The organism is Neobacillus endophyticus (assembly GCF_013248975.1).
Lineage (GTDB): Bacteria > Bacillota > Bacilli > Bacillales > Cytobacillaceae > Neobacillus > Neobacillus endophyticus.
Genome location: NZ_JABRWH010000001.1, coordinates 3460972 through 3487099, shown reverse-complemented (window position 1 = coordinate 3487099; position 26128 = coordinate 3460972). Strand labels below are relative to the sequence as shown.

The following is a 26128-nucleotide window of genomic DNA, read 5'->3' as shown; positions in this document are numbered from 1 at the left end:
AAATGGTTTCAATCCGAATAACGCCGTAATGTATCCGTACTTCTTAGGAGTTAATTTTTACTGCATCATCCTTTGTTTTGGTCATGTTGTTATTCAAACCATCTGCATATAGTGGACTTAATAACTGGAAGGAGCGGAACCGCTCGATTTCTTTGTCAACTGGTGTGTGTAGAATAAACTCATTTGCATGATAGGTTTCATGCAGTTGATCCAAGACTTTTCTAACATAACCTGGGGTACCAGCAATCACATCAGCCGATTGTTCTGTAATCTCATATGGTTCCCCCGTTTGGTTTCCGAACGCTTCAGCCTGCTCTATGGATTGAACTGTCACTGAACGTCCGCTTTGCAGATGGACTTTTACAATTTTCCGTTCACCTGCGATTTGTTCTGCTTCTTGTTGATTTGGAGCCGCTATTGCAGCCACCGAAATGATCAATTGTCCATTTGGGAAGACATTCCTATAAATGCGAGCAGCTTCTGCTAGGACCGTTTCATCACTGTTTATAAATTTAGCAAACACAAAAGGTATTTGCAGCCTTGCCGCAAGCTCAGCACTTTTTGAACTCGCACCCAGGAGAAACATTTCCGGTTTTGCTGGCGGTATTGGTGTGGCTTGAATGCCTGCTAGTGGATGATGTTCATCAAGCGAATTCTCAATTAATTTTTGTAAAAAAGAAAGTTTTTCCGGAAAGTCTGTTCCGTCATTAACGGTTCCATATTGCAGGGCTTTTGTTGATAATGGCAGCCCTCCTGGCGCTTTTCCGATTCCAAGATCGATTCTACCAGGCGCGAGAGTGGATAGAACAGGAAAATTTTCAGCCACCTTATATGGGCTGTAGTGTTGCAGCATCACACCCCCGGATCCGATTCGAATCGAATTTGTTCGAGCTAATAAGTATGAAATTAATACTTCTGGCGACGATCCTGCCACCTGCTCTGAATGATGATGCTCTGATACCCAAAAACGCGAATAGCCCCATTCCTCAGCCTTTTGAGCGAGTTGTACCGTTTTTTGTAAAGAATCAAAAGCGGTCGATCCAGGACTAATGGGACTCCGATCTAAAATACTTAATTGATAGCCCATTTATATTTCCCTCCTTAAATCCAAGTTCACATATCTGAATATTGAAACCTATCCTATTTCCGACTGTTTAGAACAGTAATACTTTAGCTGATTGAAAAATTTATAGTTTTGATCACATTTTCATCTCCTTTCTAATTTAAAAGGCATGAAGAAAAACAAAGAGGCTCCCAGTTCAAGGTGACAAATGTCTTGAATTGGGAGCCTCCAGTTATCCAGTCGGCTTATATAAATTTTGGAAATCTTTAATGATATTCTAAATCATATAATTCCTATCAGTCAAGTGGTAATTATTTTTTTATTACCTGTCCCTATTTTCACTTCCTTCCCTCTATTTATTAGTAAAAATCCTCTTAATCTAATAAGACTTAACATAGGGGTTCTTCAATATTCTTTTATTGCAGGAACCCTCTTTATTTATTTATTTATTATATATATGAAAAAGGGAGAATCAGATAAGAAAATCTTCTACGCGATCTAACCAATCATTTACTAAACCGTTAAAAAGTCGTGGTACTCGTAGCTTAAAGAAGATTTCATTAATATCACGTCACTTGTATCTTAATACGTATTTTTCATAAATTATACCAGTTCCCTTAACTCAGGTAATGGAAATGATCCTAATTACATTGATTCTTACAACTATGGAAAGGATATTCAAGAATATTCTTATAAGAAATAGAATGAAAAGTATAGGGTGGTATAACGATTGATCAACTATATTTTTAGATCTTACATTTAATGGATAAATATCCCCCAACTGGTAAATATAAATTTAAATACTTTTAAAATTAAGAGGAACAATTTATGAATCAAATTCCTCCCTTCCGAAGACAAAGGGCATATTTCTCTCAATTGACTACAACACAACTCCATTTAAAAAACCCTTGGGTTGTAGCCTTTTTTTCATTTTCCTATCCAGGATTTGGCCATTTTTTACAGCATCGATATGCATCTGCCTTTACATTGATTATTTGGGAGACGTTTATCAACCGAAAGGCAAATGTAAACCTTGGCATTTTCTATTCCTTATTAGGGGAGTTTAACAAAGCTAAAGCAGTATTGGATGAAAAATGGCTAATCTTTTATGTGGCCATCTATATGTTTGGAATATGGGACAGTTATCGAACAACCGTCGATTTAAACAAACAATATTTATTAGCAGATCGTGAGGATGCCCCTATCTTAAATATCAAAATGGGATCATGGGACATGAACTACATGGATAAACGAAAGCCATGGATTGCTTTATGCTGGTCAGCGTTATTCCCTGGTCTTGGGCAGCTTTATCTCCATAATGTTATATCCGGTTTTTTCATCTTTATCTATACCGTATCAATTTGTTATTTTGGGCATATTCTGGAATCTATCCACCTCACAATGGTAGGGAATTTTATACAGGCTAAACAAGTTCTGAATATGCAATGGACACTTTATTTTCCTTCAATTTACTTGTTTATCATTTACGATGCCTATATTTCAGCCATTGAAAATAACAAATTATTCGAAAAAGAAATGTCAAAATATCTGCGACAGACATATCAGGATAAAAATTTTGAGTTCCCAATAAAAAAGTGAGTGTGAAAACATTTGTTTGTTATTGCTACTTTCGAAAATTGCCTTTTTATTGAATTAGCGATTTCTGCCCTTGAACAAAAAGAGATCCCAAAAGAAAAAATATTAGCTGCACCACTTGATAAGCGGACGGAACCAAGACAACTATTTGATACGATTCATAAGTCGGATGGATTTAGCTTGTTTGATGGAGGAGCCATCTTAGGAACGTGTTTCATGCTTTTAGGAGCTATATACGGGTATGTTCTAAAATGGGGTCCTATTATATGGGGGATTATCGGAGCCGTAAGTGGTTTACTTTTAGGGTTTCTTATTAAAATGATCATCGTTAAAAAGAATAAAAAAGGGTTAAAAAAAATCACAGCTGAAATTGTTCTGATGGTAAGATGCGAAGAACATCAATGGGAATCAGTCGAAAAAATCTTATGGGAAAATTCTGCACTTGGGATTACGAAAATAAAAACCCAATAGATATTTATTGATGTACCTTAAGCCTGAAATAAAGAAAATAAGCGTCAACAAACATCGTTTTCATTTAATTTTCATATCCCTTTCTTTAAAAAAAGGGAACCTATACTTAATGATGAGAAGGTGGAAAGAGTATGGCATTAAAACAACAAAAAATTGATGTAACAGACAGAGTAACGGGTAAAATCAAGAATGGAGAAATAGAATTATTCTTAGAGAATACCCCGATTGGAAAAATAAATCTTCCAGAAAATATACAGATTGAATTAGAACATCACTTTCAAGCAGAACACACAAAAATTTATCAGCATGTCACGGTCACCGATCAACCAGATGCAAAATATACGGATTGTGATAATGGTGGCTGGTGTTAATTTTATAAAATACTATCCAATTGAATGTGAAAACCCGTATTAAAAATTTTATTGATTGAGTGCATACAGTAGGTCAAAGCATGCGGCTTTCAATTATGATTGCCCTCTTTATTCCTATTACTGTGTTGCTGGTTTAATAAAATAAACACAAGTCTTTTTGTTCGATCAATGGATTATTAGTTTCCTGACAACGAAACAGCACCTACGAATTGAGGTGCTGTTTCTCTGTTATTTCAATTCATCCTGTGAAGTAACTGTTGTAATTAATGTATATGCTCTCTATCTTCCGAATCATCCGAACTATGTATTCCTTGAAATACAATTTGAAAAGGCCGAAATCTAGTCAGAATTAGCAAATAACATCATTGATAGCTCTCCCTATCATTTTAAATAAAATGAAGAGCCATTAATGACTTCCACATCATTCCTGCCCTTAATCTCTTCCATTAAATGGAACAAGGCTTCATCTTTACTTTTTGCTTCAATCATGCAGTCAATTTGTAAAACACTGCCCTTAATTGCATTCAAAAACCGAAAGAACATATTTATATCAACAAAATCAGCATGATAGCGAAATTCTTTTTGGCTTTTTGGACTGGAAATATGCATTTTTACGGGAAGTGGAGAATGTCTCCACGTTTGGATGACTCGTTTCCAATGAACTTCCCAATCAGCATTTCGATGGTGAGCAAGATGATGATGATAATCAAAAACAAGAGGAATTTCAAGTTTTTCACATAAGTAAAGCGTATCCTCCAGGGTAAATGAAGTATCGTCATTTTCAAGCATAATCATTTTTTGAATCGATCTCGGGACGACCATCCAATTATCTATAAAACGTTCAAGCGATACATCCGTCTCCTTATAATTGCCTCCCACATGCATGACACAGCGATGAGTTGGTTCAATCCCCATCTCTTTTAATAATAAATAATGCATCTTCAACGTTTGGATGGAATTTTGTAAAATCTCTTTCTTCATGGAATTAATGAGCACAAAATGATCCGGATGAAAATCAACTCTTATTTCGTGTTTATTGGCAAAATCACCAATCTCACGCAGCAGTTTATTTAGTGGCTTCAAATAATTCCAATCAAGTAGTTCTTCATGGTTTGCTAGAGGGATTAGGCGGGAAGAAAAACGATAAAAATGGATATCAGATGCTGCATTATGCTTTAGAATTCTAAGTGTATTTTGTAAATTCGATAACGAAATACGTTCCAATTTACGAATAGCAGCTTCCCTGTCTTCAATCTTTTGGAATTGCTTAAATGTCATGGTTTGTGAAGGTGATGCGTTTTTTAATTCCATGCTCATTGCTACATAACCTAGACGTACAATCGTCATTTTACCCACCTCATTCTAAAGTAATTTGGCTTCCCGTTCACCATTCCACCTCTCCGCCGGATATTCGTTTGACTCCTCGAATAGAAGCGATTTCTTCTATGAGTTTTAACATAGCAAGGTTTTTCTGCTTGGCTTCGATCATAATATTAAAATCCCGATCAAGCACCTTTGTCATTTTTAAGAAAGGGAGGATAAAATCTAAAGAGACAAAATCAGCATGTGAACGATACTCTTGGTCTGACTTAGGTGATGAAATATGGATTTTCGGCACTGTAGCAAAGCTATTCCATGTATTAAATATTCGTGGTAAATACTGTGAGAGGTCAACCTCTCCTTTATTTACCACGTAATGATGATAATCAAGAACCATTGGAACCTTTTCTTTTTCACAAGTAATCAGTGTTTCCTCTACATCATAGGTTTTATCATCATTTTCAAGTGTTATGTGTTTTTTAATAGTATTGGGCAATTTTTTAAAATTCCGATGGAAACGTCTTAATGAGGTATCTTTATCCCCATACGCTCCGCCAATATGAATATTTATAATCCCCCTTTCTAGTGCATTCATCGCTTCGAGCATTTTAAAATGATATTCCATATCATATACAGCATTCATGGTCACTTCTTCCCGAGTGCTGGTGAATAGGGTAAATTGATTAGGATGAAAACTTGGGAGAAGCTCAAATTGTTTGATTAGCTGCCCAAGTTCTTCCCACTCGGTTCTGAAGGGTGTAACGAAATCCCACAGCACTTCCGGGTGGGTTGCCAAAGGGACAAGCGAGCTTGAAAATCGATATAAGTGGATTTCGTGGGCGATATTATAATGCAAAATTCTTTTCGTATGCTGCAAATTTTGTGCTGTTACAGATTTAAGTTTGTCCATTCGCTCCATTTTAGAAAGAGCTGAATAGCGAGTAAAAGTCAATGTTTTGGAAGGGCTCGCATCCCATAAACCTAATGCATTGGCTACATACCCAAAACGGATCTTCATCTATTTTTCTCCTTCATATTACAGTAAAAACTTTAACAATAAATTTACCAGTTTAAAGCATCTATTTAGAATTAATTTTTTAGCATATGCTTCCTTATAAAGTTTTCCCTTTACCACTGAATGGATGCCTGTTGATAAACGAAATAAACTTTGACACATTCCGATGCAACCAGGGAATTATATTTAAGTATTGGCAATCAATTTAATCTTCCTATGATTAACTTAACAAAGCAGAGAAGAGGTTTTAGCAACATGAGCACTTTTATATTTGAGCTGTAGATTTTCCAAATGGGAAGCTAATCTTGCCTTAACTGCCATATTATATGGTGATCGTTGATTTTTTTGCTATTTTTTATAACTGATGGATAACTGATCTTGATGTTCTTTCCTCATTATAATCAGGTTCTTTACTATAGTACCCAACGTCAATATTTAGATTCTATCTTTTTTGCAGTGGTTCGCTTACTTTAAATCCATTTGTAAAATGCAAAATAAAAATATAGGAAATGTTCCAAAAAAAGCCCTCACACATGTTGAGGGCTCAATGTTTCTTCATATTCAATTATGATCCGGTAACACGTTAACCTTCTTCATCGCCTCAACTGCTGTTTTAAAACTCCAGACGCAGATTTAAAAATGGCAAAACAGGTCAAAAGGAAAACTAGAAATTATTAAAAGAATATGAGAGAAAATATCACCTGCTTTTTAGTTGAGATGATTGCATAAGTTTCTCAAAATCCTTTATACTTAGCGGTTTACTAAAATAATAACCTTGAATTTTATCACATTGATAATTTGAAAGGGAATGGAATTGTTCTTTTGTTTCTACACCTTCTGCTACTGTAGATATATTTAATGCTTTACATAATTCAATGATGGTTTTTACAGTGACACTTTCCATTCCCATTTTGAGGTTGTCAATTAATGATTTATCTAATTTAATATAATCCAATGGGAATTTTTCCAAGTATTGCAGAGATGTGTATCCTTTTCCAAAATCATCGATAGCAATTTTTACACCAAGGTTCTTCAATTGTATAAATGTTTTTATGACCTCGTCATAATTTTCGAGCGGAACACTTTCTGTCACCTCAAGAACTAAATATTCTGGAGATAACCCGGTATCATATAAAACATTCTTCACAAGTTCAGTAAAAGATTCTCGGTATAATTGCTTTACAGAAACATTAACAGATATTGTAACAGGTGAATACCCGGAAGTTTGCCACATAACATTTTGTCTGCATGCCGTTCGTAAAACCCATTCACCTATTTCGTTTATTAATCCATTCGATTCTGCTATAGGAATAAATTCATTCGGTGAGATCACACCAAGTGATGGATGATTCCAGCGAATCAATGCTTCTGCACCTATCATCAAACCAGTATTAACACTAATTTGTGGTTGATACAGAAGAGTAAACTCGTTATTTAGCAGTGCATGATTTAAATCACTTTCTAAAATGCGGCGCTCTAACCGAGCAGAATACATATGAAAGTTATTTTTCCCATTATGTTTTACAGAATACATAGCCATATCTGCATGTTTAATCAGCACCTCCGGTTCCTCGCCATGATCTGGATAAACACTCATTCCAATGGATGCTGTTACATGCAAGGAATGGTTATTGATGATAAATGGCTTTGAAAGATTATTTTGAATGCTGGAAATAATGGTTTCAATCTCATTTTCTCCCAAATAATCCTCCATTAAAATGGTGTATTCATCACCACCTAATCGAGAAATTATGGTTCCATTGGGAACACTTTGATTTAATTGAATGGCAACATGCTGCAGTATCCAATCTCCATAATCATGACCATATGTGTCATTAATAAACTTAAAACGATCTAGGTCAATAAAGAGGACGTAAAACTTCCTATTGTTTCGTTTAGATAGTTGAATCTGTTGCATTAACTTATCGTAAAACGAGGCGCGATTTGGTAAATGAGTTAATGGGTCGTAGAAAGCTTGTTTTTTAATTACTTCCTCATAATGTTCCAAAGAAGTCATCATCATATTAAATTTATGAATAAGATGATCTACTTCATCATTGCCCCGAAATGCTACTCTTTTTGAAAAATCTTTATTATTAATAATTTCATTTATGTTTTGTATCAAGTATCTTATTCGAGAAATGACAGACTTATTTAAAAATAGCACAATAAAAGTGACCATTAATAGAAACAGTACCCCAACAAATAAGAAAAAGTAAATCACGCTATATTTGCATAAATTATAAATCATTCTATTGGAACTTACATGTAGAACAAATGCCGGATGCCCATAAATATCAGGAATCAAAGCGTATCCTGAAATTTTATTTTCACCATCAATATGGATCCATTTAGAAGATATATAGTTAATCACCTGATCAATAGTAGGTGCCACTTCAACATCCTTTGGAACTTCCGCTTTATTATAAGAAGAAAATTCAAGAGAACTTTGAGTTTTCTTTGAAAGAGAGGTGATCTCGAAGTTTGTTAATAGTCTTCCAAAAACTATCGTACCACGGATGGGTCCATTAAAATTGCTTGTTACGATCGGTGCAGATACCACAAGCATTTGACCTTCCTTAAGAGAGATGATTCCTTTCTTAACACTTTTTGGATTCGAATGTTGTAACAACCAAGAAGTTCTGGATGGGATATGAGAAAAGAAATCCGGATAAATGGGAACTTCCTTATTTTGTTTTAAGTCAAATGAACTACCATACACGACTTTCCCTTTAGTATTGATGATCGCAATTAAATTTAAATTATGAGATGAAAAGGTAGAGTTAACATAATTACTTTGAATATATAGGTTATTTTTAATCCGATCTGGATTGTAATTCTGTATAAATGAATACGTGTCATCCCAACTCGAATAGTTTAAAAGATTGTCGCCGATTTCATTTAAAGTATTATTAAGATTAAAGACAACTGTATTTAATTGCTTAATCATTGATTCTTTTTCAACGTCTTCAAAAGTATTAAGAATAAAAAACTTCACTATAATGAAAAAGGCTATGGATGAAAAGATGGTTAGAATACTCATAAATATGAGGACTTTCTGTTTAATTCTCATGCTGGTATACTCCTCTTCGTTAGTAAAAAACGTTTTTAACTAAAAAAAGAACGGCTATTATTACATAGCCGCTCTTTTTCTATTACGGCAACTTGGCAATCATAGTTCGCAATAGAACCTTAGACCCATAGCTTTGCGCCCTTACCTTTCGGTAAGTTTGCCCATATATAAAAACCCCATATGTTAAAAAAGTTTCAATGTTTCTGGTTTTGCAACTAATTTTGATGATACTTCCCTCAAACTTTTTTATATTTCTTATTTCTTGATTACCATACGTTTTCATCCATACCAGATAGCCCATTATTTTATGGTCGTTTTTTACTATTATTATATTCCTAGATTCCACCTAGAACAATAGTTAAATAGGCTTTGTAATATTTTTTTACTTTTTTCAATTGGCTCAATACGTAATACTCTATGAAACCAAATTTATGATCAGAATTTCAACAAAAAAACCGCATTAATCACACAATTATAGTAAACGTGGATTACTGCGGCCTCTTAACTCAACTGTTTATTGGCTACTTATTAAACTAATTTTCAAATTAATTCTTCTACTTGCATAAATTTAAAGTATACAAATTCCTGCCGAACTTAATGAGTCTTTTCCATACAATTATATAAGTTGAAATAAGGGTTCTGTTTATTATGAAGATACGTAATATCAAATAAATCTCATAATAAATCAAATTATGTAACTCTATGTTCAAAAGGGACATAGGATAAAAATAATCCTAGTATTTTCCTATACTAAAAAAATTAACTCAAATAACTTTCACTCTTTTTTTCTTAGATAAATTAATTTTTAAATCTAAAAAATCTAATACTTCAATTAGGGTATTAATATTGTAATTTTCTCCGTTCACTATTCTTGAAACTTGTGCAGAGCCTATTCCTTCTAACTGCTGCGCTAATTTTTCTAGCCGAAAGTTGTTTTTCTTCCATTCATTTATATACTTCCTCTGATATTTGTTGTTTTACTTTTTCTAGTACATTTGTCTCTTTCTGAATCAATAAAAGATTATCTAACTCTCCTTCTTTCTAGCATTTCATTCCTTTCAAAATATGTTTTAATGATATACAAATTCTTATATATGAAAATTTTAACAGAAATTCGTTTTGTTTTATGCACCTAAAAAGAATAGCAATATATTTTTTGTTTTAACATAGACTGCTAGATTAATTACATTTATTTTTATATTAGACTATCATGATATAACCAATCTTTCATTCAGATAATCAACATTTTCAATCTATTTGTTGCTTAATCAACGAATTGCGTATTTTTAACCATTGAATGTATCTTACTTCCATTTATAATTTTTTATAGATGTTGGTGAATGGTATTTATCCGATAATCCCCACCAACATATCTGTAAAAAACCAATAATTCATGGATTGCAGGAGGTTAAATATGATTACTGCTAATGCACGTGCTACATTTAGTCCAGAAGGTCCATTCAAACTTACCGCGATAGAGCGCAGGGATCTACAGCCGCTTGATGTCCTTATTGAGATTAAGTATGCTGGTATTTGTCACTCTGATATACATACAGCTCGCGGCGAGTGGGGGCCGGTAAACTATCCTCTTGTTCCAGGACACGAGATCGCTGGAATTGTTACCCAGGTTGGTTCGGAAGTTACAAAGTTTGCCGTGGGTGACCGAGTCGGGGTAGGCTGTATGGTTGACTCCTGCGGTGAGTGCGATAACTGCCATAAGGGAGAGGAGCAGTATTGCCTTAATGGAATGACAGGAACGTATGGAGCGATCGACAAATACGGCCAATATACACAGGGTGGCTATTCCACACACATCGTCGTAACTGAAGACTTTGTGGTTAGAATTCCTGACGGTATTGAGCTTGACGCAGCCGCACCGTTATTGTGTGCTGGCATCACAACATATTCGCCGCTTCGCCGTTGGGGAGCTGCACCTGGCAAAAGAATTGCTGTTGTTGGACTTGGCGGGCTGGGACACATGGCTGTAAAGCTTGCTCACGCTATGGGGGCAGAGGTTACTGTTTTATCACAATCATTGAAGAAGAAAGAAGACGGTTTGCGGCTTGGCGCGGATCATTATTATGCCACAAGTGACCTAGAGACGTTTCATAAACTGGCTGGTTCGTTTGACCTCATCGTAAATACAGTGAGCGCTAAGATCGATATTAATGCCTACCTTGCGCTGCTTGCACTGGACGGTACACTAGTCAATGTCGGTGCACCAGCGGATCCGTTGGCAGTAAACGTATTCTCACTTATCGGTCATCGTCGTTCGTTTGCTGGTTCGATGATTGGCGGGATTCGTGAAACGCAGGAAATGCTTGACTTTTGTGCTGAGCACCAAATTGCTCCAGAGATTGAGGTTATTTCCGCCAATCAGATTGATGAAGCCTGGGAGCGCGTACTAGCTTCAGATGTCCGGTATCGATTTGTGATCGACATCAGCACGATGGAGAATGAATAACTGGTATTGCTGGCAACATAAAAAAGAGACACACCTGCAAGGTGTGCCTCTTTTTGAATACACTTTAATAAATATTGAATTGAGTGATTGAAGATTTTTTCACAATTAGCGCTTAAAAGGTAAACTTCAAGTAGAAGCACTTATCCAATCTTGTTTTGTAATAAATCCATTGCCTGGATTTCAGAGATTCCTCTTATTAAACAAAGTTCACTGATTAAGATTTTTCGAGCGCTCTCCAGCATCTGCTTTTCACTTGAATTGAGTGATTTAATTTTGTTAATCCGCATTAAATCACGTACAACTTGGGCTCCTTCTAGGATATTACCTGTTTTAAGCTTTTCTGTATTGATCTTGAATCTTTCTTTCATCGAAAGAGATGAGTCGGTTTGTTCATGATGGAAAATGTCTAATACATTTTCAAGAGAAATTATATCGGTAACTAAGCGAACCCGTAATTTGTCTATTTTGGCAATAGGAATCATGACTTGCATTTTATTTATATGCAAATTTATTATATAATACGGCTGTTTCTTCCCTTGTATTTCCTTTAATTCTATTGCTTCGATAACTCCTGCTCCCTGCATAGGATAAACAATGCAATCACCAACTTGAAACAACTTGCCACCTCCAAATTTAAGACATCTTAAGCATACCATAAAACAATTAAATATAAAAATGATTATTTTATCACCATCAATCATTTAATGTCAATAAAAAGTTGACAATTTATGATTTCAGACAATTCTTTCCGTTTTACAACTTTCACCAACGAATTTTACCCATTATTTCCCACTTATCATACCCTTTAGTTATCCTCCTTTTGTATAACAGCAAAATATGCTGATATGGTGGATGTATGTATATTGCTTTCGAGTAACGATTAGTAAATAAAGAATTTTGACTTGTTGGTTTGCTCTCCCATTTCTTTTATTTATTGTTTTTGGTACTTAATTTCTTTTGCTTCCATATGCTGTATTTATGAGGAGTGAAAACTTATGCAAAATCAACAGTTTGATATCGAAACGCTTAAAAGCATTAAAAATAAACTGGATTATATTTACTTCATAGCTAAAAGTAATTATAATGACCGCCCCGAATTAATGGATACTATTGAAAATTTAGCACAGGTAGCCAACATGTTTGTGAATATTAGAATTCAAGAGTTAAACGATCGTATAGAAATCTCGAGTCCTCAAGGATTTATCGTGTCTAAACTATCTAACGCATACTCCAGAATGAAAGAGTATGAGAAGCAAAAAGATAGTGAGTTTCCAACTTGGAAGCTTTAATGTTTTTTGACCATATCAGATAAAAAAGTTAATAGTAACTGTGACATGATTGCTATGATATTGTTTTTTAACTGTTAAATTACATTAAAGAAGGCAAGCGAATTTCAGGCTTGCCTTCTTTAAGATGATGTAGTTTTAAAAATCGTAATTATTTATCCTCGTCTTCCACCTCTACCGCCCTGTTTTGCTCCAGTGTTCTTTTTGAGGGTAGACAAATTTTCTTCACTTGTCTTTAAAAAACGAGCCATTTTATCTTCAAAACTTTCCTTAGGTTTGAAATTACCTTTTGAACGAAAGTCCTTGGAACGGTTTTCCACTCTTCCCGGGCGTGAAGGGCGTTGTGAGTAAGAAGATGTTTGTCTTTCAGGTCTTTCTATAGCTTGTTTGATAGACAGGGAAGTTTTTCCGTCTTTCATACTAACCACTTTTACTTCAACCTGATCACCTATTTTGAGATGGTAATTTACATCTTTTACATAGCTATCCGCTACCTCACTGATATGCACAAGACCTGTTGACCCATCCGGTAATTCCACAAAAGCTCCGAAATTAGTTACTCCTGTTACTTTACCTTGTACTTTGCTACCTATTTCAACTGTCATAAAAATGTTGTTCCCCCTCAAAAATGTTAAAAACACTTTATTATAACAAATTAATATGAAAATAACAATTTCAAGAAAACTTTCAACAGGATAATATTATCATTAGGAAAAATCGTAATTGTATGCTACACTGATTTTACCATTTGATTTACCGTTTTACATTCCCTGCTCATTCGTGAGTGGGGTTTTTATTTTATTGGCGCTTTTGGCTGTTGATTTCCGCTCCAGGTACGAGCGGTCCGAGGGCGTGCCTGGAGCGGAAATCAACAGTGTTTAAATATCAACAATGTTCTTTAACATAGCCATTTATTAAGGAAATAAAAAAAGACTCCAGTATAAGAGTCTTTTTTATTCGTTCTTATGATTAAGCTTTATGAACGTTTGAAGCTTGCGGTCCACGTTGACCTTGCTCTACGTCAAAAGTCACTGCTTGACCTTCTTCAAGAGTTTTGAACCCTTCGCCTTGAATCGCTGAGAAATGAACGAATACATCGTCTCCACCTTCACGTTCAATGAATCCGAAGCCTTTTTCGCTGTTAAACCATTTTACTTTACCTTTTTCCATTTGAGTTGCCTCCTAGTGTGTACATACACACAATGTAATACTATCCTTGCTCTCAGTGATTATTAAGACGAAAAGCTTTACTGCCTGTATCCATTACACCGAACAAAAATAATTCTTTTAAATAATAGCATTTTTCGATCGTAATTGCAAGATTCCCTACCAGTCTGACATATCATTTTCTACCGTTTTATAAATCAAGCCCCAAAATTAAATCAAAAGGAAAAGAGGATGAATACCAGCTTCATTTCATTATACTTTCTTTTTTCTCGTGGACCTGGAAGTTTTTTTAAGTTTCCCATTACCCCCATATTCCCTATTCCCTTTAAAGTTTCTCCTTGGTTTCTCTTGTTCCCTTTTTTTCGACTTACCTGCATTTCGCGGTGCCTCGAAAGTTAGCTGAACGGGAACATCCTTCTGTTCCTTTGACAACAATTTTAAGGCAATTGATACTAACGCGATCGAATCGTATTGATCGAGCAATTCGCTTGCTGCTTGTTTAAACTGTTTGTATTGATTTTCTTCAACTAATTGAATCATCTTTTCTATTGCGGCTCTTTGTATAGACTCCCTTGCCTCTGCTACCGTCGGTATTGATTTCCTCTTGATATGCCCTTTTGAGGCTTTTTCAATACTATGAATCTGTCCGGTTTCCCTCGGTGTAACAAATGTAATAGCCACCCCTGTCTTACCTGCTCGACCCGTTCTGCCGATTCGGTGAACATAACTTTCCGAGTCTTGTGGTATATCAAAATTGTAGACGTGAGTAACCCCTGAAACATCAATTCCCCTAGCAGCCACATCGGTTGCAACTAAAATATCAATGCTTCCTTCACGAAATTTATTCATCACAACATCTCGTTGCCGTTGATTTAAATCACCGTGTAACCCATCAGCAAGATACCCTCTTTTATTCAATGCATCACTTAATTCATCCACGCGTCTTTTTGTTCGTCCAAAAATCACAGCTAATTCTGGGTTATCCACGTCCAGCAGACGGCATAGCACTTCAAATTTATCTCGTTCATTCACCTCATAATAAATTTGCTCTACCCTTGGAGAGGTAACTTCCTTCGCTTTCATTTTTACTATCTCTGGTTCGCTCATAAACCTTTCAGCAAGATTTTGAATCGGTTTGGGCATAGTTGCAGAGAACAGCAAGGTTTGTTTTTCTTCAGGGGTCTCTTTGAGGATTCGTTCAATATCCTCCAAAAATCCCATATCCAACATTTCATCAGCCTCATCCAATACCACCGAGGAGATGCGGTCTAACTTTAACGTTTTACGTTGAATGTGATCCAATAGTCTTCCGGGTGTTCCCGTAATAATGTGAGGGCCTTTTTTTAGCGCCTTTATTTGGCGATCGATTGATTGCCCCCCATAAATAGGCAGAGAAGATATGTCCATGTATTTCGCCAGTCTATTGATCTCTTCTGAAACTTGTATGGCTAACTCTCTTGTGGGTGCAATTACAATAGCCTGAACATATTTTTTACTCGGATCCACGTTCTCCAAGATCGGTATAGCGAAGGCAGCAGTCTTTCCTGTCCCTGTTTGTGCCTGACCAATAATGTCCTTTCCCGTCAAAGCTATTGGAATGGCCTTCTCTTGAATGGGAGATGCCTCTTCAAATCCCATATCCGTAATCGCTCTTTGAATGGGTCCACTAATGCCCATTTCTTGAAATGTTGTCATACATCATATACCCCTTCTAATTGTTTACAATTTTTCATTTTGGACGAAAGCCCTTGATTCAATCCATATATGTATTCATTTTCGCAGGCTATTGTTCATACTAAGGGTTCAAAAAACACACAACACGAATTAAAATATCGAATTATTCGGACAAGCTAAGAAGTAAAAAGAATGGACAAAAGCATTGCCAATGACAAAGAGTAGGTGCTTTTTTATTTGGGATCCCCTATTATCGTAGTTCATAATTACCTAGGGAAGGAGTTCAATTATATTTTAGAAACGTTTTCTGCTTAAGGGCCACGTTGTCCTTCTACAACATCAAATTGTACTGATTGCCCTTCTTCCAAGGATTTATAACCCTCACCAGTAATCGCACTATAGTGTACGAAAACGTCATCTCCACCTTCTCTTTCAATAAAACCAAAACCTTTCTCAGAATTAAACCATTTAACTGTTCCTTTTTCCATTGGGAAAGACCTCCAATTTTATATGAAATACGCAGTTTTTTATTTACCCATAAAAAAATTCACATATTAAAATGAGCGATCACAAACCAAGTGATAACCCTTCTTAACATGTGAATGAACGAAGCAAATTATACTTTGAATTATTTTCTAGAGCTTTTTTTCTCTTGTCCCTACTAGTGTAACCATCCAATTAGTGTCAGAAATCACATAATGGATTTTCTCTAGGGGAACGATATGTGAAAATTCCAATTTTCTCATATCCAAAGATACATTATTTAGCTATTAAATTTTGCTTAGATTTTTTATACCTAAATGTAAAATTAAAGCCACCAAACTCCAAGTATTTAAAACAGTACCTACAATTTCTAAAGGAATTTTAATGAATTCTGGCATTTGTGTATTTAAAGTAATTGATACTGTACTTATACCAATAACTAACATTGCCATTAATAAAGGCAAATTTTTAACCAAAAGTAATCTCTCCCTTTATCCATTTTATATCATAGTTATATAATACTTTTTAATAGAGTAATCAACAATAAAGATTGTTCACTTTGATGAAAAGAAATTTATAATCAACATTTGGTATATACCACTTTCAAGAACAGATCTTCAAGTATACAAAATAAGCCATCAAACTAATTCCTGCACAAGTTCCTAACAAAAGGCCTATCAATAATAAATCATGTATCAAACCCATATCCTCCATATATATTTTGACACCTTTATAGTATACTATAACCTAGATTTATTGCTTTCGTTAAAAAAATAATCTTCCGAAAATCTTCATAACAAGAATTGAAATTTTAATGTTATTCCAGTATAATAATATTGTGCTTTCAAATCTTTACATTACTACCCCTTCTGTTTAATAAACAGAAGGGGTTTTTTGGAATGTAAGCCTTGGCGAATAAAGATCGGCTCTATTTACACAAGTCTAATAAATTCCACTGGTGCTTCTACTAATAAACCTGCTGTAAAGGTGTCACCTAGACCAGTTGTGCTAGTGGTTTCGCCAATATAAGCCGGTATGATCGTGATGTCTTTCCGGCCTTTTGTTAACTCTCGTAATTTTTCTCCTCTTGGGTGAAGATGAGAACATGAGATTATTTTCTGTATCGTATCTTGATTGCAAATTTCCCCTGTTACTGCACGGGAAAAAGCAAATTGATTCCCATTCATTAACGCGGTACGCCACACGGTTGTATCATATTGAGCAGATTGAATGAATGAAAATTCCTTTGTATGTAGAATAACATGAGCAGCACCAAGGGAATGGCAGGCATCTTCCAAGATGTTTACTAAGTCTTCATCAGGAAGACTTAATAGCGGCTCTTTCAATCCGATTAATTGTTGGTATTCATCTTCATTTAGTCCGATCGTTTCTACATAACTTCTTAATGTTCGAATAATTTTCCACTGTTCATCCAGTGACCATATGGAAGCCAGCTCAAGGTGTACGTTTGGTTTTTTGTTTCCCAGGGTCTCCAGCAGGTTAATCGTGTCTTGTAAAAGGATATCGACCTCTTTACTTCCATCAACTGCATTGAAGCCTGCCGTTAACATCCAGGATATATCTTTCTTCCTTAATTCATTTGCAAAATTCACTGCAATCATATCCCTAGGGTATTCATTGCTTCTTCGAAAAATAATCCGATTGGAGGAATCGCCAACTTCGTATTCCAGGATATAATGCTTTGGTGTCTCACCTTCCTGATCCGATAAAAGCATCAGCCCATTTTGTTCAGAAACTAAAGCAGTTAGTTCTTCTGAATGCATTGGAATATTCACGAGGGCTGTATAACCTGCATAACTGGCTACACAACCTGTCTGCAGCCCAGCTCCGCCTATTGCCTTCCGCCACTCTAGCTGTTTCTCAAAGCGTTCAATCCATTCTTGATTTGCAATAATATACTCTGCCCCGCTTTCTTTTTGGACATTCCAGGCAACTGCGGTACAAAAATCATCCCAAGTATGTAAAATAGGCTTTGGCACTCCGCTCGCATATTTTTTTATTTCTTCATAGAACGATTCAGTAAGTTTGGCTATCAAGTCAATATCGGCTGTGAATCCACAAGCAATGGTTCTCACTTTTTTTCGATCCTCCTATTTTCCCCTTGTATTAGTCATATGAATTACCCTATCTCCATGGTAGCGGCCCAAGGAACGTTTATAACTTTGGCAATATAGATAAGAGTAATTTGCTCACATTGACTAATAAGTAATCAAGATCCAAACGCCCAGAAGAGACCCAGTGATTAGAAAGGGGTGTAACTAATTACCCTACGTCCTTTGTTATACAACAAGATAAAACTGTACTATATCAATCGATAAATAAAATAAAACTGTATCTGTGGTTAAACCCGATGAATTAACAGTGCTGGTTTTTTTACTATAAAACTGTTGTAACCATTTTTATATCCTGTTACAATTAAAAAGTACAATTGAGTGAATATTTATAAAATTCCGATTGTAAGCGTTGCGCAAGAAAAGGAGGAATACTTTTGTCAAAATTACCAAAAACCAATGAGTTAGGTTTTTTTGAAATTCGCCTTGAGTCTATTGGCGGTTTGGGCGCTAATTTAGCTGGAAAATTGCTTTCAGAAGACGGAGTAGTTGGAAACGGACTAAACGGAATCGGTTTTTCATCTTACGGTTCAGAGAAAAAAGGCTCTCCAGTAAAAGCGCACATCCGTTTTTGTGATCCAGATACTAACATTCGAGACACCACACCTATTGAACGCCCTCATTTAGTCGGTATTTTCCATGATGCCTTATTTAAAACCATCGATTGTACTAGCGGCATTTATCCCGACAGCACCATCTTAGTAAATTCACTAAAAACCCCTGATGAACTAAAGACCATAATGAAAATTTCCGGTGGAACCATAGCCATCGTTGATGCAACTGGGATTGCACTAGAAGAGCAAACAAAGGCAAATACTGCGATGCTTGGTGCACTTTACAGATTTCTTGACTTCTTAGATCCCGAATCAATGAAACAGACCATTCGCCGAACCTTTGAGAAAAAGTATCCTCACCTTGTAGAGCCAAATATCCGTACATTTGACCGCGGCTTTAATGAAGTCCAATTCAAAAGCTATTTACTTGATAAGGAAGCCGAGCACAAACCTTTTACTAGAGCAGTTCCATTGCTTGGCTATGAAACCCAGGCGATTGGAGGTACGATCATAAATCCCGGGAACAGCATTTTAAAGGATTTAAGTATTTCACGTGCCGGTATGCTCCCTCATTTCCATCAAGAGAAATGTATCAATTGTGCTGCCTGCGATACAGCTTGTCCTGATTTTTGCTTTGTTTGGGAGGAACAGCCAGATAAAAAAGGACGGCCGCAAATGTTTCTTAAAGGGATTGACTATCAATATTGCAAAGGCTGCTTGAAATGTGTAACAGCATGTCCAGTTGATGCATTATCCGAAGAAAGAGAATACAATGACGGCTACGCTGACAAGAACCGTGTACCGCATGTATTTGACCTTGCCCTACAAAATTAAGAAAGGACGGAATCTTCATGTCGATTGATATAAATCAAGAAAACATCAACACCAATAAAGGAACAGTTGAACAAAGCATCGTATTTGAATCCGGCAATGAAATGGCAGCATACGCAGCTCACCAAATTAATTATCATATTATGGGATACTTTCCAATCTCCCCTTCCACAGAAGTTGCCCAGTTCCTTGATGGAATGAAAGCTAAAGGTGAACATGATATCGTTTTAATTCCTGCAGATGGTGAGCACGGATCTGCCGGGATTTGCTACGGAGCATCCACTGGCGGTGGCCGTGTTTTCAATGCAACAAGTGCAAATGGATTTCTATACATGTTGGAGCAATTGCCTGTTCAATCAGGAACACGCTTTCCAATGGTCTTAAATCTTGTAAACCGCTCCGTTTCCGGTCCCTTAAATATTCACGGAGATCATTCTGATTTATATTTCGGGTTAAATGTTGGCTGGCCTATTTTGATGGCCCGTGACCCACAAATTGTATATGATATGAACTTGATCGCTATTAAACTGGCAGAAGATCCGGAAGTCCGTCTCCCGGTGATTGTATCGTTTGATGGTTATTTTACCTCCCATCAAAAAAGACGGGTTCAAGTCATCAAAAATAGAGAAGATGTCCATCAGTTTATTGGTCAGCCACCGACAAACTTTCCTCATGCATTAGACCGCGAGAATCCGGTGACAATCGGGCCTTACATGAATGAGCCTGACTATATTAATAACTGTTACCAACAATCTGAAGCGATGTATAATGCTGAGCGGGTTTTTGAGAGAATATCGAAAGAGTATGCAACATTAACTGGACGTGAATATCCCGTTCTTGATTTATATCGGATGGAGGATGCAGAAATAGCAGTATTTATGTTGAACTCTGCTGCAGAGGTTTGTAAGGACGTCGTCGACAAACTTCGTTCTCAGGGAATGAAAGCCGGGGTTATTTCTCCGAACATGATTCGCCCCTTCCCACAAAAAAAATTAGCAGACGTTTTGAAAAACGTAAAAGCAGTCACAGTAGGTGACCGTGCTGATTCATATGGTGCACATGGCGGTAACATGGCATTGGAGTTGAAAGCAACATTGCAAACATATGGTAATGTCCATACAAAAGTTGTTAACCGTGTTTACGGTTTAGGCGGCAAGGATTTTTATGCCGATGATGCGGAGCAATTTTTCCAATTAGCTCAAGAAGCAGCAGAAATGGGCTATGTGGCAAAAGCTTTTGACTATTTCGGGCATAATCCTGGTTCCCCAGAATTTGCACCGAAACGTGTCTTAAATCCAATGAAAAAAGAAGATTTGAATACCGGCTTAATCACGGTCACACCTGATGAAAAAACCGGTGAACTTAAAGTAAAAATTCCTCCACTAAGGAGTTTAACGAAAAAGCCAAAACGACTAGCTTCCGGCCACGGGGCATGCCCAGGCTGCGGAATTTTCTCCGGACTTGAGTTGTTCTTTAAAGGAATTGAAGGAGATATCGTCGCACTATTCCATACCGGATGTGCCATGGTTGTCACCACTGGATACCCGTACAGTTCCCATAAAGCGACCTACATCCATAACCTCTTCCAAAATGGTTCAGCAACACTTTCTGGACTTGTAGAAATGTTCCATGAAAGGAAACGTCGCGGAGAGTTAGCAGAATTAGGCCTTAGCGATGACTTCACATTTGTGATGATCACAGGTGACGGCGGTATGGATATCGGTATGGGTCCTGCTATTGGAACAGCGCTACGAAACCATAAAATGATTATCCTTGAGTATGATAACGAAGGCTATATGAATACAGGAAGCCAGCTCTCCTACTCAACACCTATGGGTCATATGACGAGTACATCCAGCGTAGGTAGCTTTCAAAATGGGAAACCTTTCCATCACAAAGATACTGCTCAAATCATGGCTGCAACTCATATTCCGTATGTATTTACAGGAACGGAAGCGTTTGACCGCGATCTATTAAAGAAAGCGGCTAAAGCACAATGGTATGCACAAAATGAAGGGTTAGTTTACGGTAAAATATTGATCACCTGTCCATTGAACTGGAAATCAAAGGATGAACTTGGGCAGACTATTGTCGAGGCTGCTGTGAACTCCTGCTTCTTCCCTCTTTACGAAGTGGAACACGGCATCACCACGATCACCTATAACCCAGAGGAGAAAAACAAACGGTTAGAAGTATCGGAGTGGTTAAAGCTGATGGGGAAAACGAAGCATTTAATAAAAGAAGAAAGCCAAAATATGCTTCAAATGTTTGACAATGAAGTTGAGCGCCGTTGGAATATGCTGAAAGCAAAGCATGAGAGCCCTTATCTTTAAAAACCAATCCACCCAAAGAAATACTTGGGTGGATTTTTTATGTAGCCGAAAATATACAAGTATTAGTTTAAATTTCTGTTGTTCATTCGGCATTCTTACTTCTCATATACTCATAGCCCATCCCGTTAAGCTAATCTCCCATATAGTAAGGCCCTGTTATTATTCATTGTTGATTTTCGTGTAGGTACGAGAAGTCATAAGCGGAGAATTTCCGGCTAATATATAAAGAGGGAGTTTAAGAGAAGCAGATATAAGCGGAAATATTCCGATGAACTGCTCTAAATATGACAAAAACCACAGATTTGGATAATATAAACGGAAAAACTCCCTTTATTTTTAAGGAAATAGAGGTATTTCCCAATTTAAACGGAATTTTACCGTTTATTTTTCAAACACAGTGAAATCAACATTCAGCTATAACAAAGCCTAAAGTAAAAAAGCGATTGCTCATGTTGAACAATCGCTTTTTCCACGAAAAGTTCTGTTTTCGTAAAACAATCTGGCTTATTTTTTACCTCCACGAGACCATATTACCACTGGAATTAGTAATAAGGACAAAATTCCTCCAACAAATGATAAAATTGAATAGCTTGAACCTGCGACAATCATTCCCGACAAGGCTCCGCCAGCAGCTCCTGACAACGCAATTAAAACATCCACTGTCCCTTGAGTTTTAGCCCGTGTAGAAGTCTCAGTTGAATCAACAATAAGGGCTGTTCCACTTATCAAACCAAAATTCCATCCTAATCCAAGTAAAGAAAGAGCAATTACTAGAAGAACCATAGAATCCCCTGGTGCAAATGCTGCAATTAAACCTGCCAGAAGCAACGTAGTTCCTGATGCAATAGCCATTGTAGTACGCCCTAACTTATCAACAAGGACACCTGTAACCAGTGAAGGGAGATACATGGCACCTATATGAAATCCAATAACAAGACCTACTGCACCCAGGCCAAGTCCGTGATGCATCATATGAACTGGTGTCATGGTCATAATTGCTACCATTACAATTTGAGTTAATAACATGATCGTTGCACCAACAACTATGCCTCTTTTGTTTTCTGTTTGTTCAGTGGTTTCCAAATGTCCTTTATCACTGCGTTCTTGGTTGGCGGCTACTATCGTTCTTGCTATAACTAACGGATCTGGACGAAGCATGCTGAAAAGGACAAGACCTGCTAAGATATAGGCTGCTGCTCCTAAAATAAAAGGACCAACAAGTGATGGAACACCAATTGAATGAGCGAAATTCCCCATTACATTTACTAAATTGGGACCTGCAACTGCACCAAATGTTGTAAAAACCATTGTAACACTAATAGCAGTCGCCCGTTGTTTGCTATTCGCTAAGTCTGTACCTGCATAACGAGCTTGTAAATTCGTTGCTGATCCCGCACCATAAATAAGCAGGGAAGTAAATAATAGAAAAACACTATTTATGATTGCTGCAAATATGACACCTATTGCTCCAAGTCCGCCTAGCATAAAACCCACTGTCAACCCTGTGCGACGTCCATACGCTTGCGAAAGTCTCCCAACAAATAAAGCGGCTCCTGCTGAACCCAAAGTTAGTAAAGCGGAAGGAACTCCAGCATACGCATCTGTGCCAAGCATTTGCTGTGCAAGAAGTGCCCCCACGGTAACTCCTGCTGCTAACCCTGCCCCACCAAAAATTTGTGAAATACTTACAACGAATAATGTACGCTTGTATAGCATTTTTCGTTTTTCTGAAGAATGAGTGTAGCTTTGTAACGAAGCTGTTTGGGTGTCTAACGCTTTTACACTTCCGTTGTGTGCCATAAACCAACCTACCTTTCTAGAAAACTAAATCTATTTTTGCAAAACCTCGAACTTAATTTGAATCATCATAACACGCACAAAAAAACCACACAATATTATAATTGTATGGCGGACAATATTAAATAAGTTCGTTTAGCAAACGTTTAAGGATGATTAACCCTTGCTCAAGCTCTTCGAGTGTTTCTGGTGCACAGACCGAAACCCTTACAGCCCGCTCTGGACAACTATTTCCAACTACAAAACGTTCCGCCGCGTACACTTGTACCCCATGCTGTGCAGCTAACGTTTCAAATTCGGCTCCTGTAATCTTGCCTGGTAATAGCAGCCAACGAAAGATGCCAGTCTCAACACCAAGGCACGTATAGTCTGCCAAATATCGATTTACGACGTGATTTCTGCAAATTGTTTGTTCCCGATGGCCCTCAATTAAGATTTCAAATTGATTCGATATAATCGTACGCGCCGCCAGTTCTGCTAATAATGGGGATACTGATATATTCAGATTATAAAGTGCCCTTGAAATTGGCTCCTTAAATTGACTCGGCACTGCTACATAGGCTAGTCGTAACCCCGGTGCTATTGATTTCGATAAACTTGCAATATAGATGACCTGTTCCGGAGCAAATGATGCGACAGCTGGAAGTGGTTTTTCGTTCAAGAGATGATATGTCGCATCTTCAATAATGAACTGATTATACTTATTGGCTATTGCTGCAATCCTTTTCCGATTCTCAACAGACATAATAGAAGCTGTCGGATTATGATAGTCTGGGATCAAGTAAATGCCTTTAATATTGTCATTTTTACACGCGTATTCCAATGCCGTTTGACTCATTTCATCGTTCTCTGATTTGATCGGTACTAATTGCACACTAAGCATGGCTGCAACAGTTTTTAAACCAGGGTACGTATGATGGTCAACACCAATGCGATCTCCAGGCTTACAAAGACTTGCTAATGTCGCAGCAATCGCATTTTGACCCCCATTTGCAAATAAAATGTGATCAGCGGTTGTTTCAAACCCACCTCTTCGGATTAGCTTTATTGCAGCATCCTTATGCCAAAGGCTTTCGCCTGTCCGGCCATAACCAAACCATTTTTCATAATCGGCTTCTTGCAGCATGCTCTTAAGTTGGAGTAACAGCGGCTCATAAGAAGCATGATCTGGAAGTGTTGCTCCCATTTCAATTAAGTGCTTTGGCTTTGTATCTTCAAGTAAATACGCATTCGATAATGCATCATACGATACAAAAGTCCCACTTCCAACAGATGCACTTAACAATCCCTTTAACTCACACACTTTTAACGCTTTTGAAATGGTACTCAAATTTAAATCTAAATAATCGGCCAGTTCTCGCTGTGGAGGAAGTTTTGTTCCAGGTAATAAAACTCCGTTTAAAATATCCTGTTCCAATTGCCCTGCGAGTACTTGATAAATTGGCTTTTTAGTTTTATCAATCGATGGCTTCCAGCTCATCGGATAGTTTTCAAAAGAATTAATCGGCATGATGCTCATCCTTTTTCACACAATTATTTGATTGTGCCGTTTGTAAAACACATTATAATCCACTTTTTAAATTATGCCTATTAGTGAATATCCGAATAAAATGAAAGAAGAGTGTCAACTGAGTCAACACTCTCCTCGACTGCCTATCGCACAAAAAAGCTGCCTCGATGACAGCTTCACAGGAATAGGAATCAGCCCAGCATACATTTTATAAATTTAATGTTAGTCATAGGCTAGTCCACATGAACAACGATTTTTCCCTAGTAACAGGTGATAAGATGCGGGGAATTCCTGATTGACTCTTTGTACTGCTTGGGCAAATTCCCTGCTATCTGTTGGTACAGGCATAAGGGCATCTGCTTTTTCTTGTGAATCAATATTTGCGCCTGGTGGGACGAACCGATTCGGTCGAATTCGAACGCCATTTGTTACCACTGCATTATAAGCAATAAATACGCCTTCCCCTACAATTGCATCATAAACAATGGAGTTGAAACCAACAAATACCTTGTCACCAATGTAACAAGGACCATGGACAAGAGCACCATGAGCAATACTCACTTCTCTTCCAATGAAAATGGAATACCCTTTTCCATCAACATAAATCTGTTTATTCACTATACCATGTAAAATAACTCCGTCCTGAAGATTAGTATTAGTACCAATATAAAAAGGGGTTCCTTCATCTGCACGTATACTTACATTAGGAGCTACATATACATTACGCCTAATGGCAACATCACCTATGACACTAGAAAACGGGCTAATAAATGCTGTTTTATTAATTTTAGGATAGCGTGAAACGGGATTAAAGGTAGTTCGAGGATTGGGACTAATAAATGGTTTAAAACAGCAGTGTGAATGATCAGATCTAGATGACTGTGATCTATTATTTCCTCCCAAGTGAATACTTCCTTTCTAATTCATTGTCATAGAATTATAGTATGCGAACAGACTGCGTTTGGAATGGACAACCTTAAAAAATATG

The 26128-nt window shown here is 36.9% G+C and carries 21 protein-coding genes and 1 riboswitch; of the genes, 7 read left to right on the top strand and 14 right to left on the bottom strand.

The window, feature by feature from the left end; genetic code table 11:
• Positions 1-43: 43 nt before the first annotated feature.
• A complete protein-coding gene (locus tag HPT25_RS17235; protein ID WP_173066818.1) occupies positions 44-1087 on the bottom strand; it encodes an LLM class flavin-dependent oxidoreductase in 1044 nt (347 codons plus the stop codon).
• 804 nt (positions 1088-1891) lie between these two features.
• Here HPT25_RS17235 and HPT25_RS17230 point away from each other — a divergent pair.
• From HPT25_RS17230 to HPT25_RS17220, 3 genes are all read left to right on the top strand, one after another.
• Entirely contained in the window at positions 1892-2662 is a 771-nt protein-coding gene (locus tag HPT25_RS17230; protein ID WP_173066815.1) for a hypothetical protein, read from the top strand.
• Positions 2663-2674: 12 nt separating this feature from the next.
• A complete protein-coding gene (locus HPT25_RS17225; protein WP_173066812.1) occupies positions 2675-3130 on the top strand; it encodes a hypothetical protein in 456 nt (151 codons plus the stop codon).
• Positions 3131-3261: 131 nt separating this feature from the next.
• On the top strand, positions 3262-3501 hold the full coding sequence (locus HPT25_RS17220) for a YusG family protein (protein WP_173066809.1): 240 nt from the start codon (positions 3262-3264) through the stop codon (positions 3499-3501).
• Positions 3502-3882: 381 nt separating this feature from the next.
• Here the strand turns inward: HPT25_RS17220 and uvsE (HPT25_RS17215) are convergent, their stop codons facing one another.
• The 3 genes from uvsE (HPT25_RS17215) to HPT25_RS17205 all read right to left on the bottom strand — a co-directional run bounded on the left by uvsE (HPT25_RS17215) (position 3883) and on the right by HPT25_RS17205 (position 8909).
• Positions 3883-4848, bottom strand: a complete 966-nt coding sequence (gene uvsE, locus HPT25_RS17215; protein WP_173066806.1) for a UV DNA damage repair endonuclease UvsE — start codon at positions 4846-4848, stop codon at positions 3883-3885.
• 37 nt (positions 4849-4885) lie between these two features.
• A complete protein-coding gene (uvsE, locus tag HPT25_RS17210) occupies positions 4886-5839 on the bottom strand; it encodes a UV DNA damage repair endonuclease UvsE (RefSeq protein WP_173066803.1) in 954 nt (317 codons plus the stop codon).
• A 694-nt stretch (positions 5840-6533) separates the two neighbouring features.
• Complete coding sequence (locus HPT25_RS17205) at positions 6534-8909, bottom strand: EAL domain-containing protein (RefSeq protein WP_173066800.1); 2376 nt, start codon at positions 8907-8909, stop codon at positions 6534-6536.
• Positions 8910-8992: 83 nt separating this feature from the next.
• Positions 8993-9081, bottom strand: a riboswitch (cyclic di-GMP riboswitch).
• A gap of 1242 nt (positions 9082-10323) precedes the next feature.
• On the opposite strand from HPT25_RS17205, the gene HPT25_RS17200 reads away from it, so the two are divergent.
• Positions 10324-11373 carry an NAD(P)-dependent alcohol dehydrogenase gene (locus HPT25_RS17200; RefSeq protein WP_173066797.1) on the top strand — a complete coding sequence of 350 codons (1050 nt, stop codon included), beginning with the start codon at positions 10324-10326 and terminating at the stop codon, positions 11371-11373.
• A gap of 140 nt (positions 11374-11513) precedes the next feature.
• Here HPT25_RS17200 and HPT25_RS17195 read toward each other — a convergent pair whose 3' ends face one another.
• A complete protein-coding gene (locus HPT25_RS17195; protein WP_173071219.1) occupies positions 11514-12029 on the bottom strand; it encodes a CarD family transcriptional regulator in 516 nt (171 codons plus the stop codon).
• 339 nt (positions 12030-12368) lie between these two features.
• On the opposite strand from HPT25_RS17195, the gene HPT25_RS17190 reads away from it, so the two are divergent.
• Positions 12369-12662: a hypothetical protein gene (locus HPT25_RS17190; RefSeq protein WP_173066794.1), complete on the top strand. Its 294-nt coding sequence runs from the start codon at positions 12369-12371 to the stop codon at positions 12660-12662.
• 152 nt (positions 12663-12814) lie between these two features.
• Here HPT25_RS17190 and HPT25_RS17185 read toward each other — a convergent pair whose 3' ends face one another.
• The 6 genes from HPT25_RS17185 to HPT25_RS17160 all read right to left on the bottom strand — a co-directional run bounded on the left by HPT25_RS17185 (position 12815) and on the right by HPT25_RS17160 (position 18079).
• Positions 12815-13264: a S1 domain-containing RNA-binding protein gene (locus HPT25_RS17185; protein ID WP_173066791.1), complete on the bottom strand. Its 450-nt coding sequence runs from the start codon at positions 13262-13264 to the stop codon at positions 12815-12817.
• A gap of 364 nt (positions 13265-13628) precedes the next feature.
• Positions 13629-13829, bottom strand: coding sequence for a cold-shock protein (locus HPT25_RS17180; protein WP_173066788.1), 201 nt, complete (start codon positions 13827-13829; stop codon positions 13629-13631).
• 249 nt (positions 13830-14078) lie between these two features.
• On the bottom strand, positions 14079-15521 hold the full coding sequence (cshA, locus tag HPT25_RS17175; protein ID WP_173066785.1) for a degradosome RNA helicase CshA: 1443 nt from the start codon (positions 15519-15521) through the stop codon (positions 14079-14081).
• A gap of 290 nt (positions 15522-15811) precedes the next feature.
• Positions 15812-15988: a cold-shock protein gene (locus tag HPT25_RS17170; protein WP_173066782.1), complete on the bottom strand. Its 177-nt coding sequence runs from the start codon at positions 15986-15988 to the stop codon at positions 15812-15814.
• 282 nt (positions 15989-16270) lie between these two features.
• Positions 16271-16459 (bottom strand): hypothetical protein, encoded by a 189-nt coding sequence (locus tag HPT25_RS17165; protein ID WP_173066779.1) that lies wholly within the window; start codon positions 16457-16459, stop codon positions 16271-16273.
• Positions 16460-16915: 456 nt separating this feature from the next.
• Complete coding sequence (locus HPT25_RS17160) at positions 16916-18079, bottom strand: ADP-dependent glucokinase/phosphofructokinase (protein WP_173066776.1); 1164 nt, start codon at positions 18077-18079, stop codon at positions 16916-16918.
• Positions 18080-18492: 413 nt separating this feature from the next.
• On the opposite strand from HPT25_RS17160, the gene HPT25_RS17155 reads away from it, so the two are divergent.
• Together HPT25_RS17155 and HPT25_RS17150 are read left to right on the top strand one after the other, a co-directional pair.
• Complete coding sequence (locus tag HPT25_RS17155) at positions 18493-19503, top strand: 2-oxoacid:acceptor oxidoreductase family protein (protein WP_173066773.1); 1011 nt, start codon at positions 18493-18495, stop codon at positions 19501-19503.
• A gap of 17 nt (positions 19504-19520) precedes the next feature.
• Positions 19521-21833 carry a thiamine pyrophosphate-dependent enzyme gene (locus HPT25_RS17150; protein ID WP_173066770.1) on the top strand — a complete coding sequence of 771 codons (2313 nt, stop codon included), beginning with the start codon at positions 19521-19523 and terminating at the stop codon, positions 21831-21833.
• 504 nt (positions 21834-22337) lie between these two features.
• Here the strand turns inward: HPT25_RS17150 and HPT25_RS17145 are convergent.
• From HPT25_RS17145 to HPT25_RS17135, 3 genes are all read right to left on the bottom strand, one after another.
• On the bottom strand, positions 22338-23633 hold the full coding sequence (locus tag HPT25_RS17145; RefSeq protein ID WP_173066767.1) for an MFS transporter: 1296 nt from the start codon (positions 23631-23633) through the stop codon (positions 22338-22340).
• A gap of 118 nt (positions 23634-23751) precedes the next feature.
• On the bottom strand, positions 23752-25140 hold the full coding sequence (locus tag HPT25_RS17140; RefSeq protein WP_173066764.1) for an aminotransferase-like domain-containing protein: 1389 nt from the start codon (positions 25138-25140) through the stop codon (positions 23752-23754).
• A gap of 222 nt (positions 25141-25362) precedes the next feature.
• The gene (locus HPT25_RS17135; protein ID WP_173066761.1) at positions 25363-26043 is read right to left on the bottom strand and encodes an LbetaH domain-containing protein; all 681 of its coding nucleotides are present in this window, start codon (positions 26041-26043) and stop codon (positions 25363-25365) included.
• Positions 26044-26128: the final 85 nt, after the last annotated feature.